The sequence below is a fragment of the Plasticicumulans lactativorans genome, from assembly GCF_004341245.1.
Classification (GTDB): Bacteria; Pseudomonadota; Gammaproteobacteria; order Competibacterales; family Competibacteraceae; genus Plasticicumulans_A; species Plasticicumulans_A lactativorans.
In genome coordinates this window covers 93,584-107,414 of sequence record NZ_SLWY01000008.1, presented here as the reverse complement: position 1 = coordinate 107,414, position 13,831 = coordinate 93,584, and the positions used below count along the sequence as shown (strand labels likewise).

The window sequence follows — 13,831 nt, the reverse complement described above, 5'->3', positions numbered from 1 at the left end:
CTCAGCCCACCCTGCGGTGCAGCGTGACGCCGGCGGGGAGGCCGGTCGCATCGACGTTCACCGTGAAGTCGCCGAAACCGCGCGCCGGCTTGTCGGCATCGTGGCGGGTGACGGTGATGCGTTCGAACAGCCGGTGCGCGGGGGCGTTGCCGAGCGCCGAATCGTGCTCGAACACGTACAGGCCGCGTGTCGCCATCTGCCCGCGCGCGGCGGAGCGGTCGTGCTCGAAGAGGTTTTCGAGCGCCTGCCACAGCAGTTCGATGTCGTCCTCGCCGAACCCGGTCTGCTGCGCGAGGTGCGCGGAAACGAAGCCGTGGGCGCGGTAGAGCCCGTAGGGCACGGTGAACTTGCGGCCCATCGTGCGGTTGTCGCCGGACTGCTTTTCGGCTTCGGCTTCGGTGGTCACCGCCATGCGGGTGATCGAGTGCTCGGTGGCGACGATCGGCGCCACCGAGCGGGCGAAGGTGAGTTGCACCGGCCCGCGCACCTGTCCGCAGTTGACGCCGGTGCTCATCACCGCGCCGAACGTGCGCACGTCGTAGAAGTTCCGGCACATCCAGCGCTTGGCCTCTTCGGACTTGTCGCCGCCCTTGCGCTTCTTGTCGTCGGCGGCGAGGTCGATGCCGAGGGCGGCATAGGCCCGTTCGTGCTGCGCGTTGAGCACGGCCTTCTCCTTCACGTAGATCTCGAACGGTGGCTGCTCGCCGTGCGTCAGGCCGACGAAATTGCGCACCTTGCGCTTGAGGCAGACGTCAGTGACCAGCCCCTCGCCGGTTTCCGGGTCGATGCGCGGCAGGTTGCCGGCGTCCGGGTCGCCGTTGGGGTTGCCGTCCTGCACGTCGAAGAGGAGGACGAAGTCGTGGCGCTTCTGCAGGCTCATGCGGGTTCTCCCTGGCTTTCGGCCTTGTAGGTCGAGGGGTGCTGGCGTTGGTGGTAGTAGCCGACCGCGAAGCGGCCCTGGTCGGCGAGGTTCAGGTGCGGCGGAAACGGGTTCGCGGCGTCGAGCCCGTCGACGATGCGCCCGACCAGCGCTTCGAGGTTCTTCGCCCGGCCGCGGTTTTCGAGCTTGGCGAGGTGGTGGTTCTTCAACCGGTTGAGCAGCGGGAACACCGTTACCGGCGTGCTCGACGCGGCGCCGAAGTAGCGGTCGCGAATGGTCGCGTTGAGGCCGGGGCTGGCCTCTTCCTGGATGCGTTCCAGCACGGCGAAGAGCCGCCCGAGCCGATAGCCCGGATTGATGTTGTCGGGGTCGAGGGACACGCCTACCTCCTGTTGTGGCCGCTCCTGCAAGCGGGCGTTGCGTACCAGCACCGCCTTGATCAGCGCGGCGCGGGGGTAATCGACGAGGCGTTCGGCGCGGATGCGGCGGATGGCCGCCTGCAGCAGCGTCGCCGGATACGGCCGGCCTTCGAGCACGGCGCGCGCGAGTTCGCCGCCGAGGTTCGGCGGGATGTTGTCGGCCTTGCCCTGCGGCGCGGTGCTGACCAGCAGCCGGAACAGGCTGAGGCGCGCCGGCTGGCGTTCGCCGTGGACGATGTCGGTATCGCGGAAATGCTGGCCGATGCGTGCACCGAGTTCGTCGAGCGGTGCCGTGAGCCAGAAGCGGATGCTGAGGCGCGCGGCGTTCGGTGCCAGCCCGAGCACGTGGAAGCGGTTGCCGCCGTGCACCGGCTGGTAGGCGCCGGTCTTCAGCGACTCGTACAGCGCGCGCACCTGTTCGGTGTCGCGGTGCGGGTCGTCCGGCGTGCCGGCGGGTTCGCCGAGCAGTTCGGCGAAGGCGTCCTCCAGCGGCTCGCCGCCTTCCGCCGCCCAGAACACCGTCGAGGCGTCGCCGAGCTGCAGGCGCCGGCGCGAATCGCGGGCGAGCAGGCCCTCGTTGAGGGCGGTGACGTACCGCTCGGCGGCGGTTTCGCCGATCGGCGCGTTGCGCCCCTGCGCCTTGCCGTAGGAGCCGAAGGCCGCGAGGTTGAACGAGACGATGTTCGCCCCCGAGGTCTGCGCGCCCCACACGCCCTTGATCGCCGGATGTGTCTCGGCGATGCGCGCGGGCTCTCCGGTGATCAGGCACATGCCGTCGGCATCGGCCTCTGCGCCGAGCGCCGCCCAGGCCGCGCGCACCGCCGGGCGCTGGCAGACCCACTCGGCATCGCCCTGGAGCTGGAAGGTGAGCAGCGGGTTGGCCTGCACCCATGCCTGCCACGCGTCGGGATAACGCAGCCGCACCTCCTGCAGGTGGTCGGCATAGAAGGCCAGCACCGCGGCGATGCCGGCATCGGCACGCAGCACCTCGGGCAGGCTCTCGATGCGCGCACGGAACGCCGCGTGCTGCTCGGCGACACGCTCCGGCTTGCCCTGCTCCGGCACCAAGCCGAGCACGTAGTCGGCCTTGTCCCACAGGAAGTTGGCCGCGATGCCGACGGTGCGCTTGACGCCGCGCGGCACCTGCCGCGGCGACGCCATCAGCTTCTTGCCCTGCTTCTCGCGCAGGTCGCGCACCTGGATCAGGTGGCCGTCGGCGGCGAGTTCGAGCACGAAGGGGATCTCCTTCAGCTCGAAGCCGATCGGCGCGAGCGGGCTGTCGGTCCCCTCCCGCCGTTCGTAATACGCGTGCAGCGCCTGCAGGATCATCCCCGCACTTCCACGCTGTCGTGGGCCGGCACGTCGAGCACGCCCCCCTTCAGCGCCGCGCGGAAGAAGCGCGGCTTCGGGTCGGCGGGATCGGCGAAGTCCAGGTCGAACAGCGTCCAGCCGAGTTCGGCGTCGATCGCCTCGGGTGGCGCTTCGGCGGCGGGATCGTCGACCAGGCGGAAGTCGCAGGCGAATTCGCGGCAGCCGAGGTAGGGCTGGTGGAAGCACTGCCCCTTCGCCGCGCGGCGGCGGAACATCTCGGCGTACTTCTGCGGCGCTTCGTCGCTCAGCACGTCGAGCCGGGCGTGCAGGCGGTAGGCGACGTCGCGCAGGAACAGGCCGGCGCGCTGCTGGCGTTCGTCCTCGACGTAGAGCCCGAGCTGGCCGCGGCCGGACTGCATCGCCGATTGTGCGAGGCGCGTCGACACCACTGCGCCGACCTCGTTGCGGCGCAGCGAGATCCAGCGGATCGGCCGCAGCACCTCGATGCGCTCGACATGCCAGCGCAGCGCCGGTTTCCACAGGATGGCCTCGAACACCGCGCGCGCCGCCGAGGGCGTGATCACGTTGTAGCTGACCCGCTCGACCTTCATCTCGGGGCGCGTGAAGCAGGCGAAGTCGCCGCGCACCTCCAGGCAGAACCGTTCCATACCTCCTCCTTCAGTGCACTGGCGGATAGCCGCCGCAGTCCAGCAGGAACGCCATCATCTCGGTGCCGTCGCGGCCGTCGTAGAAGCGCAGCATCGCCTGGTTGAAGGCGAGCTTGCGGGCGGCCGGAATGCTGATTGCGTCCCAGCCGTGGCGCAGCAGTTCGCCGTTCATCATCAGCCGCGCCGTGCGCTTGTTGCCGTCGTAGAAGAACTGCTGCAGCGCGCCGAACAGGAAGAAGGCGAGCGCGCGTTCGAGCGGATTCGCCAGCGCCTGCAGTTCGGCGAGCCCGGCGTCGAACACCGCGTCGAGCGTCTCGGCCGCCGGCGGTTGCCAGGCGGTGCCGGCGACGTAGACGGCACCGTCGCGGAACCGCCCCCAGGTCAGTGCCTCCTCGAACGCCGCCAGCGCGTGCAGTTCGCAGAAGCTCGTCTTGTCGAGCACGAAACGGCCGGACTCGACCAGCGCCACCAGCCGCCGCCACGCCTTCGCGGTGTTCTGCACCTGCTCGGCGTCACTGATCCTGTGGCCGCCGACGGTGATGCCGTCGAGCAGTGTCTGCACCTCGGGGAAGGTGAAAGGGTTGTCCTCCAGCCAGGTCACGTCGAAGACGAACTCCGACAGCAGTTTGCGCACGCGGAACAGCGCGCGGTCGATGCGGCCGGGCGGCGGCGGTGCGGGGAGGACGGCGGTGTTCCAGGTGAAGCCAAGGGCGGAAGTCATGTCCTGTCTCGTGCGACGGAATGTCGCTCAACGTTGGTACAGCCGACGGAATCGGCGGTCCTGCCTATAACACCAGGCTCCCGGGATCGCTCGGCCGCTCGCTCAGCGGCACGCCGAGGTCGGCGTCGTAGAGGCCGTCGCGCAGCGCGTAGAGGTCGGGGCGCAGTTGGTCGAGGTCGCCGTTGGCCAGCAACTGCTGGAAATACCACGGCGGCAGGCTCACCGCGTAACGCTGCAGGCGGCGCATCAGCCAGCGTTCGGGCCCCTCCTTTGCCAGCGTCGCGAGCAGCTTTTTGATCTCGCGCCCGTCGTCATCGCCCGGTGCCGGCGGCGGGTAGTGGACGTAGATCGTGCGGTAGCCGCTTTCCTCGTTGTCGATCAGCCGGAAGGCCTCGGCGGCATCGCGCAGGCGCACGCCGAGCTGGCTGTCGGGTTGCAGCATCGTGCAGATGTCCTGCGCGTCGACCGGCCGTTCGCGGTAGAGCCGGCCGAAGAACTCGCCGAAGTCGGCCGGCGCGAGCGTGTGCGGTGCCCGCCCGTGCATCTGGCCGACCGTGATCTGCTCGGCAGCGCGCAACAGGCCGCGCGGGGCCGGCTGTGGCGGCACGAAGACCACCATGCGGCCGTGCCCGGCCACACCTTCGCGGTTGCAGCGGCCGGCGGCCTGGGCGATCGAGTCGAGCCCGGCCAGCGCGCGGTAGACCACCGGAAAGTCGACGTCGACCCCGGCCTCGACCAGTTGGGTGCTGACCACGTGCAGCGGTGTGGCGTCGCCGTCGCGGCGGGCGGCGAGGCGGGTGCGGATGTCGGCGATCACGCGGGCGCGGTGGGCACCGCACATCAGCGCCGACAGGTGCACGCGGCCCTCGTGCGGCAGCAGCCCGTGCAGGGCCGCGGCATCGGCCCGACGGTTGACGATCGCGAGCACGGCGCCATGCCCGGCGAGTTCGTCGGCGATTTCCGCCCAGGAGCGGCGAACGCCGAAATCCGCCGGCCATTCGTAGCGCACGCGGTCGAGCCGCCGGTGCAGCGCGTCGGGGTCGGGGACGATGGGCTGCACGGCGTCGAGGCCGCGCAGCCGGCCGCCGAACCAGGACTGCGAGGCGAGCGCCGGCTGCGTCGCGGTGGCGATCACCAGCGTGACGCCGTAGTGGCGCGTCAGCAGCCGCAGCACGTCGAGGATCGGCTGCAGCAGGGCGACCGGCAGCAACTGCGCCTCGTCGAGCACGACGATGCTGCCGATCAGGTTGTGCAGCTTGCGGCAGCGGCCGGGGCGCGCGGCGAACAGCGATTCGAACAGCTGCACCGTCGTCGTGACGATCACCGGCGCGTCCCAGTTCTCGCAGGCGAGGCGCGAGCGGGCGTCCTCGTGCGCGGTGTCGACCTCGGCGCTGGCGTGATGCTCGACGACGGCGTCGGCGAAGATGCCGCGGAACACGTCGGCGGTCTGCTCGATGATGCTGGTGTAGGGGATGACGTGGACCACGCGCCGCTGGCCGTGGTGGCGGGCGTGCTCCAGCGCGAAGGCCATCGACGCGAGCGTCTTGCCGCCGCCGGTCGGCACGTTGAGCGTGAACACGCCGGGCGGGAGCGCGGCGGCGGCGCGGCACTGTGCCAGCACCTCGGCGCGCGCGGCGTTGACGGGGCTCGGCCCGGCACGTCGCTGTTTGTCCGCCATGAACGCATCGAACGCCGGCAGCAGTTCGCCGAGCGCGGGGAAACCGGCCCGCGCCTGCGCGCGATGCGGCTGCAGGAAGGCTTCGGTATCGAGGAAGTCGGCATCGACCAGGCACGAGAACAGCAGCCGCAGCCACAGCGCGAAGCTGCCGGGCTCGCGGGCGCCGCGTACGCCGCTGCGCGGCTGCGCGCCGTCCAGCACGGTGGCGTCGGCCAGTGCCGCCTTGGTCGCATCGAGCCGCGCCCGCTTTTCGGGGTTGGCGAGCCGGGGGGCGAGGCCGTCGTGCCAGTTGTCGAGGCCGCAGTGGTGGCCGGCGATCAGGTAGGCGAGCACCCGGCCATGCCCCTTGAAGCGGTCGATCGCGTGCAGCGCGCCGGCGGTGGAGTGGTCGACCTTGCGCGGACCACCGCCGTCGCGCGCGGTTTCGACGTGGGCATCGGCGCCGTTCACCGCACGGATGTAGCGCTGGAAGTCCGGGTGGTACTTGCCGAGGTCATGCCAGCGCCCGGCGAGATCGCCCCAGTCGGCGGCGTCGAAGGCGGCAGCGAACTGCGAAGCGAGCCGGCCGACCTCGCGCAGGTGCTCGTCCAGCGCGTGCTCGCGCCAGCCGGTTTCCGCGTCCGGGGCCAGGTGCGCCAGTGCGACCGGAGTGGTGCGCTCCGCCGTCATGCGCGCTGCCTCGGCCGCGCATGGGCGGCACCGGCACGGTGCGGGGCCAGGCCGGCGGCGCGTGAGCGTTGGCAGGGCACGGGCGGGGCGGAAACGGGGGTGCGGTGCATCGGGGGCTCCTTACCGTGGGGCGCGGCATCATCCTCGCCGGCGACAGGCTCAAAACCTGCACCTGTCGCCGCCGGCCCCGAAGAAAAATAGCCGGCCGCGCGGCGCCCGCCTAGCCGCCCTCCGGGGGTGGTGGCGGGCAGCGGCGGGTGAAGCGCTCTTCCAGCAGGTCGATGAACACGCGGGTCTTGGCCGGCATCAGCCGGCGGCCGGGGAACACCGCCCAGGCGGTGACCGGCGGCAGGCGCCAGTCGGGGAGCACGGCGACGAGTTCGCCGCCGTCCACGTAGGGCTGGGCGTAGTGGTCGGGTACGGCGACGATGCCGGCGCCGAGGCGGGCCAGGCGCACCAGCAGTTCCGGGGAGTTGGCGCCGGCGCGGCCGGGCGGGATCTGCTCCCAGCGTTCGGGGCCGCGGCCGAGGCTCCACGGCAGCGGCTCGCCGTGGGGGGGCAGCAGGCGCAGGGCGTCGTGGTGCAGCAACTCGTCGGGCCCGGCGGGGGTGCCGCGGCGCTCGAGGTAGGCGGGCGCGGCGTACAGGCCGACGCTGAACACGCCGACGCGCCGCGCGGCGAGGGTGGCATCGTCGGGGAGTTCGCCCATGCGCAGCGCGAGGTCGAAGTTCTCGCCGATCAGGTCGACACGCCGCGGCGACAGGTCGATGTCGAGCACCACCGCGGGGTAGCGCGCGATGAACTCGGTGAGCAGCGGGGCGATCACCAGGCAGGCGAAGTCGCCGGGCATCGACACGCGCAGGTGCCCGCTCGGTTCGGCCTGGCGGTGTTCGGCGAGCGCGGCGACGGCGTCGACCTCGGCGACCACTTGGCGGGCGTGGTCGAGCAGGCTCAGGCCGAACTCGGTGAGCACCAGCTTGCGCGTGGTGCGCGTCAGCAGGCGCTCGCCGAAGCCCGCTTCGAGCCCGGCGACGCGCCGTGACACGGTGGATTTTGGCAGGCCCACGCGCTCGGCGGCGCGGCTGAAGCTGCCGGCTTCGACGACGCGGGCGAAGAGCAGCAGGTCGTTGGGGTCGATGTGCATGGATTGTTCCTCCGGTGGAACGATCTTATCCATTCCAGCGTCTTCTGGCGCATGGGTGGAACGCCTAACGTATGCCCATCGACCACCCGCCAATCCGGAGATCGCCATGAACATCCTGCAGATCAACTCCAGCGCCCGCGACGACAACTCCCAGTCGACCCGCCTCGCCAACGCGATCGTGACCAGCCTGCGCGCGACGGCGCCCGAGGCGACGCTGACGGTGCGCAGCCTGGCGCGCACCCCGCACCCGGCGCTCGACGAGGCCGCGCTCGCCGCGCTGTTCACGCCGGCCGAGGAGCGCACCGCCGAGCAGGCCGCGCGGGTCGCGCTCGACGACGCGCTGATCGCCGAGATCCAGGCCGCCGACGCGCTGGTGCTGGGCGTGCCGATGTACAACTTCGGCGTGCCGGCGCAGCTCAAGAACTGGATCGACGCGATCGCCCGGGCGCGGGTGACCTTCCGCTACACCGAGAACGGCCCCGAGGGGCTGCTCACCGGCAAGAAGGTCTACGTCGCGCTGACCCGCGGCGGGCGCTACCGCGACACCGCCAAGGACTCGCAGGTGCCGTACCTGAAGACCGTGCTCGCCTTCCTCGGCATGACCGACGTGCAGTTCATCTACGCCGAGGGGCTGGCGATGGGCGCCGACGCCGAGCGCGAAGCCTTCGCGCAGGCCGAGACCGAGATCGCGGCGCTGGCCGCCTGAAACCCCGAACCCCGTCCACGAGGTGCAGACCATGAATGCAAACGCCATCCCTGTGGCCGCCGAAACCGTGCGGCGGCCGCGCCCGGTGCAGGGCCTGGTCGCCGGGCAGGCGACCTCCGACGGTGCCGGCGTGCGGCTCACGCGGGTGCTCGACCACACCCTGCAGCGCCGCCTCGACCCCTTCCTGATGCTCGACGCCTTCGGTTCGGACCGGGCCGACGACTACATCGCCGGCTTCCCCGACCACCCGCACCGCGGCTTCGAGACCATCACCTACATGCTCGCCGGGCGTATGCGCCACCGCGACAGCGCCGGCCACGAGGGCCTGCTGCAGAACGGCGGCGTGCAGTGGATGGTGGCCGGGCACGGGGTGATCCACTCCGAGCTGCCGGAGCAGGAGGAGGGGCTGATGGAGGGCTTCCAGCTCTGGCTCAACCTGCCGGCGCGCGACAAGCTCACCGCGCCCTGGTACCGCGACATCCCGAGCGCGGAGATCCCGGAGTTCGTCACCGCCGACGGCGTCACGGTGCGGGTGATCGCCGGGTCGAGCCACGGCACGGCCGGCGCGGTCGAGCGGCCGGTGACCGAGCCGCTCTACCTCGACCTGCACCTGCCGGCCGGGGCGCGTTTCGCGCAGGCGCTGCCGGCGGGGCACAACGCCTTCGTCTACGTCTACCGCGGGACGCTGCGCATCGACGGCGCCGAGGTGCCGGCGCAGCGCATGGCGATCCTCGCCAACGCGGCGCAGGCCGACGGCGTGGTGCTGCACGCCGACGGCCCCGCCCGCGCGCTGCTGATCGCCGGCCGCCCGCTCGGCGAGCCGATCGTGCAGTACGGCCCGTTCGTGATGAACACGCAGGCCGAGATCCAGCAGGCGGTCGCCGACTACCGCGCCGGGCGCCTCGGCGCCTGAACGCCGTCGCCCGCGCGTGCCGTCAACCCGTCGGCACGCGCGGGCGCGGCACGCCCCCCGGCGGCACGCGCTTGCGGCACACTGCGCACCCGCCCGCGACCGGAACCCGCAGCGCCATGCCCGTCACCCCCCGCCTGCGCGCCACGCTGATCGGCGCCACCGCCATCCTGCTGTGGGCGCTGCTCGCCCTGCTGACCACCCTCGCCGGCGGCCTGCCGCCGTTCCAGCTGCTCGCGATCACCTTCGCCATCGGCGGCGGGCTCGGGCTCGCGGTGCTCGCGCGGCGCGAGGGCCTGGGCGCGCTGCGCCAGCCCTGGCCGGTGTGGGCGCTGGGGGTGGGCGGGCTGTTCGGCTACCACGCGCTGTACTTCATCGCCCTGGCCAAGGCGCCGCCGGTCGACGCCAACCTGATCAACTACCTGTGGCCGACGCTGATCGTGCTGTTCTCGGCGCTGCTGCCGGGCGAGCGGCTGCGCGCGCGCCACGTCGCCGGCAGCCTGTGCGGGCTGGCCGGCGCCTGGCTGATCGTCGCCGGCGGCGACACCCGCCTGCGCCTGGAGTACCTGCCGGGCTACCTCGCCGCGCTCGGCTGCGCGCTGACCTGGGCCGCATACTCGGTGGCGAACCGCCGCTACGCGCACACGCCCACCGGCGTGGTCGCCGGCATCTGCCTGGCCGTGGCGCTGCTCGGGCTGCTCAGCCACCTCGCCTTCGAGCGCACCGTGGTGCCCTCGGCCGGGCAGTGGCTGGCGGCGCTGGTGATGGGGCTCGGGCCGCTCGGTGCGGCGTTCTTCGTCTGGGACCACGGCACCAAGCACGGCGACATCCAGCTGCTCGGGGTGTTCAGCTACGCCGCGCCGCTGTTGTCGACGCTGCTGCTGATCCTCGCCGGGCACGCCGAGCCGCGCTGGCAGGTGGGCGCGGCCTGCGCGCTGATCGTTGGCGGCGCGCTGCTGGCCTCGTGGCGCCCGCGCGCCACGGCCGCCTGAGCCGCGAGCGGGCGGCCCGCGCCGGCCACCGCCTTCCGGGAGCCCCGCATGCTGCCTGCGCGCTTCGCCCCGTGGCTGTTCGCGCTGTTCATGTCGCTGTTCATGTCCTTCCTGATGTCGGGCGTGCTGACGCTGGTCAACCTCGGCCCGGTGCCGGGTTTCGTGCGCCTGTGGCTGCACGCCTTCGGCGTCGCCTGGGTCATCGCCTTTCCCTGCGCGCTGGTGGTGACGCCGCTGGTGCGGCGCATCGTCACCGCGCTGACGCGCCCGCCGTCCGGGTCCTGACGCGCGCGGGGGCGGCGGGGTCAGTCGGTGAACTCGGCGACCACCGGCGCGTGATCGGAGGGGCGTTCGAGCCTGCGCGGCGCGGTGTCGATGCCGCACCCGGTGCAGGCGCCGGCGAGCGCCGGCGACACCAGGATGTGGTCGATGCGCAGCCCGAGGTTGCGGCGGAAGCCGCCCTGGCGGTAGTCCCACCACGAGAAGCTCGCCGGCGCCTGCTCGAACAGGCGGAAGCTGTCGACGAGCCCCAGGCCGAGCAGGCGGCGGAAGGCCGCGCGCTCAGGCTCCGAGCACAGGATCTGCCCGCGCCAGGCCTCGGGGTCGTGCACGTCGCGGTCCTCGGGGGCGATGTTGAAGTCGCCGAGCACCACCAGCCGCGGGTGCGCGGCCAGCTGCGCCTCGACGTAGGCGGCGAGCTTGTCGAGCCAGTCGAGCTTGTAGGCGTACTTGTCGCTGCCGACCGCCTGCCCGTTCGGCACGTACAGGTCGAGCACGCGCACGTCGCCGACGGTGGCGCCGAGCACGCGCCGCTGCGGGTCGGCGAGCCCCGGCAGATCGGTGTGCACCTCCGCCGGCGCGGTGCGGGCGAGCACCGCCACGCCGTTGTAGGTCTTCTGCCCGGCGTAGACCACGTGGTAGCCGGCGGCGCGGATCGCCTCGGCGGGGAAGTCGGCGTCCTGCAGCTTGGTCTCCTGCAGCGCGAGCACCGCGGGCTCGACCGCGGCGAGCCAGTCGAGCACCTGCGGCAGGCGCACCTTCAGCGAATTGACGTTCCAGGTGGCGATCTTCAAGGGCTTGTCCGCGCCGGCGCGGGCGCGGCCTCCTGCGGGGTGGGGTGGCCGGCGGTGTGGCGGCGGATGATGTCGCGAATCCGCATCCCGGTGAAAGCCAGCGCCGCGGTCGCCCCGTACAATCCGCCGCGGTCCGTCACCGGGGATGCCGCATGAAGCCGCCGCGCCTGTACCTGCCCACCCCCCTCGCCGCCGGTGAGCGGGTCGCGCTCGACGCCAACGCGTTCAACCACGCGGTGCGGGTGCTGCGCCTGCGCGTGGGCGATGCGCTGACGCTGTTCGACGGCCACGGCGGCGAGTACGCGGCCGAGCTGGTGGCGGTGGAGCGGCGCGCGGCGACGGCGCGGGTGCTCGCGGCGCATGCGCGCGAGGCGGAGTCGCCGCTGCGCGTGGTGCTGGCGCAGGGGGTGTCGAAGGGCGAGCGCATGGACTACACGCTGCAGAAGGCGGTGGAGCTCGGCGTGGCGGCGGTGCAGCCGCTGCTCGCCGAGCGCTCGGTGGTGCAGCTCGACGGCGAGCGCCTGGCGCGCCGCGTCGAGCACTGGCAGGGCGTGCTGGTGGCGGCGTGCGAGCAGTCGGGGCGCAACCGCGTGCCGCCGCTCGCCGCCCCGGCGCGGCTCGGCGACTGGCTGGCCGCGGGCGGCGGCGAAGGCCTGCGGCTGCTGCTCGACCCGCAGGCCGGCACCGGCCTGCGCGCGCTGCCGGCACCGGGCGGCGCGGTGACGCTGCTGATCGGCCCCGAAGGCGGGCTCGGCGACGGCGAGATCGCCGCGGCGACGGCGGCGGGCTGGCAGGGCGTGCACCTCGGGCCGCGGGTGATGCGCACCGAGACCGCCGGCGTCGCCGCGCTGGCGGCGCTGCAGGCGCTGTGGGGCGACCTCGGCTGAGGGTGCGGCGGCGAACGCGCCGCCGGGGCGGCGGTCTACCGCCGACGACCGCGGGCTGCGGGAAGGTAGGGTCCGATGTGCGGAGGGCGACGCCTGATGGAAATCCTGGTCACGCTGATCGCGGCCGCCGGCTGCCTGATCGTCGGCGCCATCGTGCTGAACAACCCGCCGATCAACGATCCGCCGGGCATGGGGTGGCGGCTGTGGACCTACCTCACCCGCAACGTCGCCGAGACGCGCCGCCACCACGAGTTTCCGGAGCTGGAGCTGCGCTGCTACCGGATGTCACCGGGGCGGCTCTACGAGCGCGTCGAGCACGCCGTCAACGTGCTCGGCTGGGACGTCGTCGAGCGCCACCCGGAGACCTACGCGCTGCACGCGGCGGTGAGCACGCAGCTGCTCAAGTTCAAGGACGACGTCACCATCGAACTCAAGGTCGCCGATTGCGGCACCGAACTGTACGTGCGGGCCGCGTCGCGGGTCGGGCGTGCCGATCTCGCCGCCAACACCCGCCACATCCTGACCCTGCACGCGATGCTCGACCGCCTGCTGTAGCCGGCTACGGCGCCACGCGCGCCAGCACCAGGCAGCCGAGCATCACCACGCTGAGCCGCAGGCGCAGCCGCTCGTACCACAGCGGCAGGGCGTCGAGCAGCGTGGCGTGGCGGTCGGCGCCGTACTGCAGCACGTAGCCGCCGATCAGCAGCGTCAGCCCGCCGCCCACCGGCAGCAGCAGGGCGATCCAGCCGGTGAGCGCCGGCAGCACGCCCCAGCCGAACACGTGCCAGCGCTGCGCCAGCGCGGGCTCGCGCAGCCCGAGCCCCCAGTGCACGGCGCCGAGGAAGCTCAGGATCACCGCGCCGTAGGCGCGCAGCGCGTCGAGCGCCGCGGCGTGCCAGCCGGCCGGGCCGAGCAGCAGGGTCGCGGTGGGCAGCACGAAGGGCAGCAGGCCGAGGTAGGCGAGCGCGCGCGCGAAGTCGGGGGCCCGGCTGGCGTCGGGCAGCGGGTGGGCGAGCGTGCTCATGGGCGCGGTCTCCGGTGGGTGGGTCACAGCAGTGCTTCGATCGCCGCGCGCAGGCGCGGGTCGCCGGGTTCGACCCGCGACGGGAAGCTCGCAACCAGGTGCCCGCTGCGGTCGATCAGGTATTTGTGGAAGTTCCACGCCGGCGCCTGGCCGCCCGCGGCGCTGAGGGCGCGGAAGAACGGGTGCTGCGCCGTGCCCGCGGCGACGTGGGTCTTCTCGTACATCGGGAACTCGACACCGTAGGTGAGCTGGCAGAAGTCGCGGATCGCGTGCTCGCCTTCCGGATCCTGGGCGAAATCGTTCGACGGGAAGCCGAGCACCGCGAAGCCGCGCGCGCCGTAACGCCGCTGCAGGTCTTCGAGTCCGTCGAACTGCGGCGTGAAGCCGCACTTGCTGGCGGTGTTCACCACCAGCAGCACCTGGCCGCGGTGCGCCTCGCACAGCGACTGCGCGTGCTCCTCGCCGAGCGTGCGGAAGCGGTAATCGAGCAGGGCCGGGCATTCGTCGGCGGCGGCGAAGCCGGGCACCAGCAGACAGACGAGCAGCAGCCAGCGGAACATGGACCTCGCCCTCGATGATCGAGCCTGCATCCAGTGTGACCGATAAGCGGGCATCGCGGTTCGTGCGACGACGACGATTTACGCGCCGCGGCGGGGCAGGGCGCAGCCGGCGGCCGGGTGGCGAGGGTGTGCGCTGCGCGGCCGGCGGATTATCATGCCCCGCCCGCTCCAGCCAGCCCGCAAGGAAGT

The 13,831-nt window shown here is 72.5% G+C and carries 15 protein-coding genes; 6 read left to right on the top strand and 9 right to left on the bottom strand.

The annotated features are described in order from the left end of the window. Position 1: 1 nt before the first annotated feature. The 6 genes from cas7c to EV699_RS08340 form a co-directional block, all read right to left on the bottom strand. A complete protein-coding gene (gene cas7c, locus EV699_RS08365) occupies positions 2 to 880 on the bottom strand; it encodes a type I-C CRISPR-associated protein Cas7/Csd2 (RefSeq protein ID WP_132541440.1) in 879 nt (292 codons plus the stop codon). Then, a complete protein-coding gene (gene cas8c, locus EV699_RS08360; protein WP_132541437.1) occupies positions 877 to 2,628 on the bottom strand; it encodes a type I-C CRISPR-associated protein Cas8c/Csd1 in 1,752 nt (583 codons plus the stop codon). The genes cas7c and cas8c overlap by 4 nt, the downstream gene beginning before the upstream one ends. Next, positions 2,625 to 3,278, bottom strand: coding sequence for a type I-C CRISPR-associated protein Cas5c (gene cas5c / locus EV699_RS08355; protein WP_132541434.1), 654 nt, complete (start codon positions 3,276 to 3,278; stop codon positions 2,625 to 2,627). The genes cas8c and cas5c overlap by 4 nt, the downstream gene beginning before the upstream one ends. Before the next feature lie 10 nt (positions 3,279 to 3,288). Then, positions 3,289 to 3,999 (bottom strand): Fic family protein, encoded by a 711-nt coding sequence (locus tag EV699_RS08350; RefSeq protein ID WP_132541431.1) that lies wholly within the window; start codon positions 3,997 to 3,999, stop codon positions 3,289 to 3,291. Between the two features lie 64 nt (positions 4,000 to 4,063). Then, positions 4,064 to 6,346: a CRISPR-associated endonuclease Cas3'' gene (locus tag EV699_RS08345; protein WP_132541428.1), complete on the bottom strand. Its 2,283-nt coding sequence runs from the start codon at positions 6,344 to 6,346 to the stop codon at positions 4,064 to 4,066. Positions 6,347 to 6,566: 220 nt separating this feature from the next. Further along, positions 6,567 to 7,490, bottom strand: a complete 924-nt coding sequence (locus EV699_RS08340; protein ID WP_132541424.1) for a LysR family transcriptional regulator — start codon at positions 7,488 to 7,490, stop codon at positions 6,567 to 6,569. Positions 7,491 to 7,596: 106 nt separating this feature from the next. Here EV699_RS08340 and EV699_RS08335 point away from each other — a divergent pair, with 106 nt between their 5' ends. The 4 genes from EV699_RS08335 to EV699_RS08320 all read left to right on the top strand — a co-directional run bounded on the left by EV699_RS08335 (position 7,597) and on the right by EV699_RS08320 (position 10,383). Continuing rightward, a complete protein-coding gene (locus EV699_RS08335) occupies positions 7,597 to 8,196 on the top strand; it encodes an FMN-dependent NADH-azoreductase (protein WP_132541421.1) in 600 nt (199 codons plus the stop codon). A 31-nt stretch (positions 8,197 to 8,227) separates the two neighbouring features. Next, on the top strand, positions 8,228 to 9,109 hold the full coding sequence (locus EV699_RS08330; protein WP_132541418.1) for a pirin family protein: 882 nt from the start codon (positions 8,228 to 8,230) through the stop codon (positions 9,107 to 9,109). A gap of 116 nt (positions 9,110 to 9,225) precedes the next feature. Next, positions 9,226 to 10,098: an aromatic amino acid exporter YddG gene (gene yddG / locus EV699_RS08325; RefSeq protein WP_132541415.1), complete on the top strand. Its 873-nt coding sequence runs from the start codon at positions 9,226 to 9,228 to the stop codon at positions 10,096 to 10,098. A gap of 48 nt (positions 10,099 to 10,146) precedes the next feature. Further along, positions 10,147 to 10,383, top strand: a complete 237-nt coding sequence (locus tag EV699_RS08320) for a DUF2798 domain-containing protein (RefSeq protein ID WP_132541412.1) — start codon at positions 10,147 to 10,149, stop codon at positions 10,381 to 10,383. 20 nt (positions 10,384 to 10,403) lie between these two features. Here EV699_RS08320 and xth read toward each other — a convergent pair whose 3' ends face one another. Then, the gene (gene xth / locus EV699_RS08315; RefSeq protein WP_132541409.1) at positions 10,404 to 11,171 is read right to left on the bottom strand and encodes an exodeoxyribonuclease III; all 768 of its coding nucleotides are present in this window, start codon (positions 11,169 to 11,171) and stop codon (positions 10,404 to 10,406) included. Between the two features lie 152 nt (positions 11,172 to 11,323). Between xth and EV699_RS08310 the strand changes: the two genes are divergently transcribed. Together EV699_RS08310 and EV699_RS08305 are read left to right on the top strand one after the other, a co-directional pair. Further along, on the top strand, positions 11,324 to 12,058 hold the full coding sequence (locus EV699_RS08310; protein WP_132541406.1) for a 16S rRNA (uracil(1498)-N(3))-methyltransferase: 735 nt from the start codon (positions 11,324 to 11,326) through the stop codon (positions 12,056 to 12,058). A gap of 96 nt (positions 12,059 to 12,154) precedes the next feature. Further along, positions 12,155 to 12,613: a DUF1499 domain-containing protein gene (locus EV699_RS08305; protein ID WP_165904079.1), complete on the top strand. Its 459-nt coding sequence runs from the start codon at positions 12,155 to 12,157 to the stop codon at positions 12,611 to 12,613. Between the two features lie 4 nt (positions 12,614 to 12,617). On the opposite strand, the gene EV699_RS08300 is transcribed toward EV699_RS08305, so the two are convergent. Both EV699_RS08300 and EV699_RS08295 read right to left on the bottom strand, forming a co-directional pair. Continuing rightward, positions 12,618 to 13,082, bottom strand: a complete 465-nt coding sequence (locus EV699_RS08300; protein WP_132541400.1) for a DUF3429 domain-containing protein — start codon at positions 13,080 to 13,082, stop codon at positions 12,618 to 12,620. Positions 13,083 to 13,105: 23 nt separating this feature from the next. Beyond that, a complete protein-coding gene (locus EV699_RS08295) occupies positions 13,106 to 13,642 on the bottom strand; it encodes a glutathione peroxidase (protein ID WP_132541397.1) in 537 nt (178 codons plus the stop codon). Positions 13,643 to 13,831 lie beyond the last annotated feature (189 nt).

Excerpts from the sequence above, each read along its gene's own strand:
- EV699_RS08310 (WP_132541406.1), top strand. The coding sequence starts at position 11,324 with ATGAAGCCGCCGCGCCTGTACCTGCCCACCCCCCTCGCCGCCGGTGAG.
- EV699_RS08295 (WP_132541397.1), bottom strand. The coding sequence starts at position 13,642 with ATGTTCCGCTGGCTGCTGCTCGTCTGTCTGCTGGTGCCCGGCTTCGCC.
- EV699_RS08330 (WP_132541418.1), top strand. The coding sequence starts at position 8,228 with ATGAATGCAAACGCCATCCCTGTGGCCGCCGAAACCGTGCGGCGGCCG.
- cas8c (WP_132541437.1), bottom strand. The coding sequence starts at position 2,628 with ATGATCCTGCAGGCGCTGCACGCGTATTACGAACGGCGGGAGGGGACC.
- EV699_RS08350 (WP_132541431.1), bottom strand. The coding sequence starts at position 3,999 with ATGACTTCCGCCCTTGGCTTCACCTGGAACACCGCCGTCCTCCCCGCA.
- cas7c (WP_132541440.1), bottom strand. The coding sequence starts at position 880 with ATGAGCCTGCAGAAGCGCCACGACTTCGTCCTCCTCTTCGACGTGCAG.
- EV699_RS08335 (WP_132541421.1), top strand. The coding sequence starts at position 7,597 with ATGAACATCCTGCAGATCAACTCCAGCGCCCGCGACGACAACTCCCAG.
- EV699_RS08345 (WP_132541428.1), bottom strand. The coding sequence starts at position 6,346 with ATGACGGCGGAGCGCACCACTCCGGTCGCACTGGCGCACCTGGCCCCG.
- EV699_RS08340 (WP_132541424.1), bottom strand. The coding sequence starts at position 7,490 with ATGCACATCGACCCCAACGACCTGCTGCTCTTCGCCCGCGTCGTCGAA.
- EV699_RS08320 (WP_132541412.1), top strand. The coding sequence starts at position 10,147 with ATGCTGCCTGCGCGCTTCGCCCCGTGGCTGTTCGCGCTGTTCATGTCG.
- EV699_RS08300 (WP_132541400.1), bottom strand. The coding sequence starts at position 13,082 with ATGAGCACGCTCGCCCACCCGCTGCCCGACGCCAGCCGGGCCCCCGAC.
- yddG (WP_132541415.1), top strand. The coding sequence starts at position 9,226 with ATGCCCGTCACCCCCCGCCTGCGCGCCACGCTGATCGGCGCCACCGCC.
- EV699_RS08305 (WP_165904079.1), top strand. The coding sequence starts at position 12,155 with ATGGAAATCCTGGTCACGCTGATCGCGGCCGCCGGCTGCCTGATCGTC.
- cas5c (WP_132541434.1), bottom strand. The coding sequence starts at position 3,278 with ATGGAACGGTTCTGCCTGGAGGTGCGCGGCGACTTCGCCTGCTTCACG.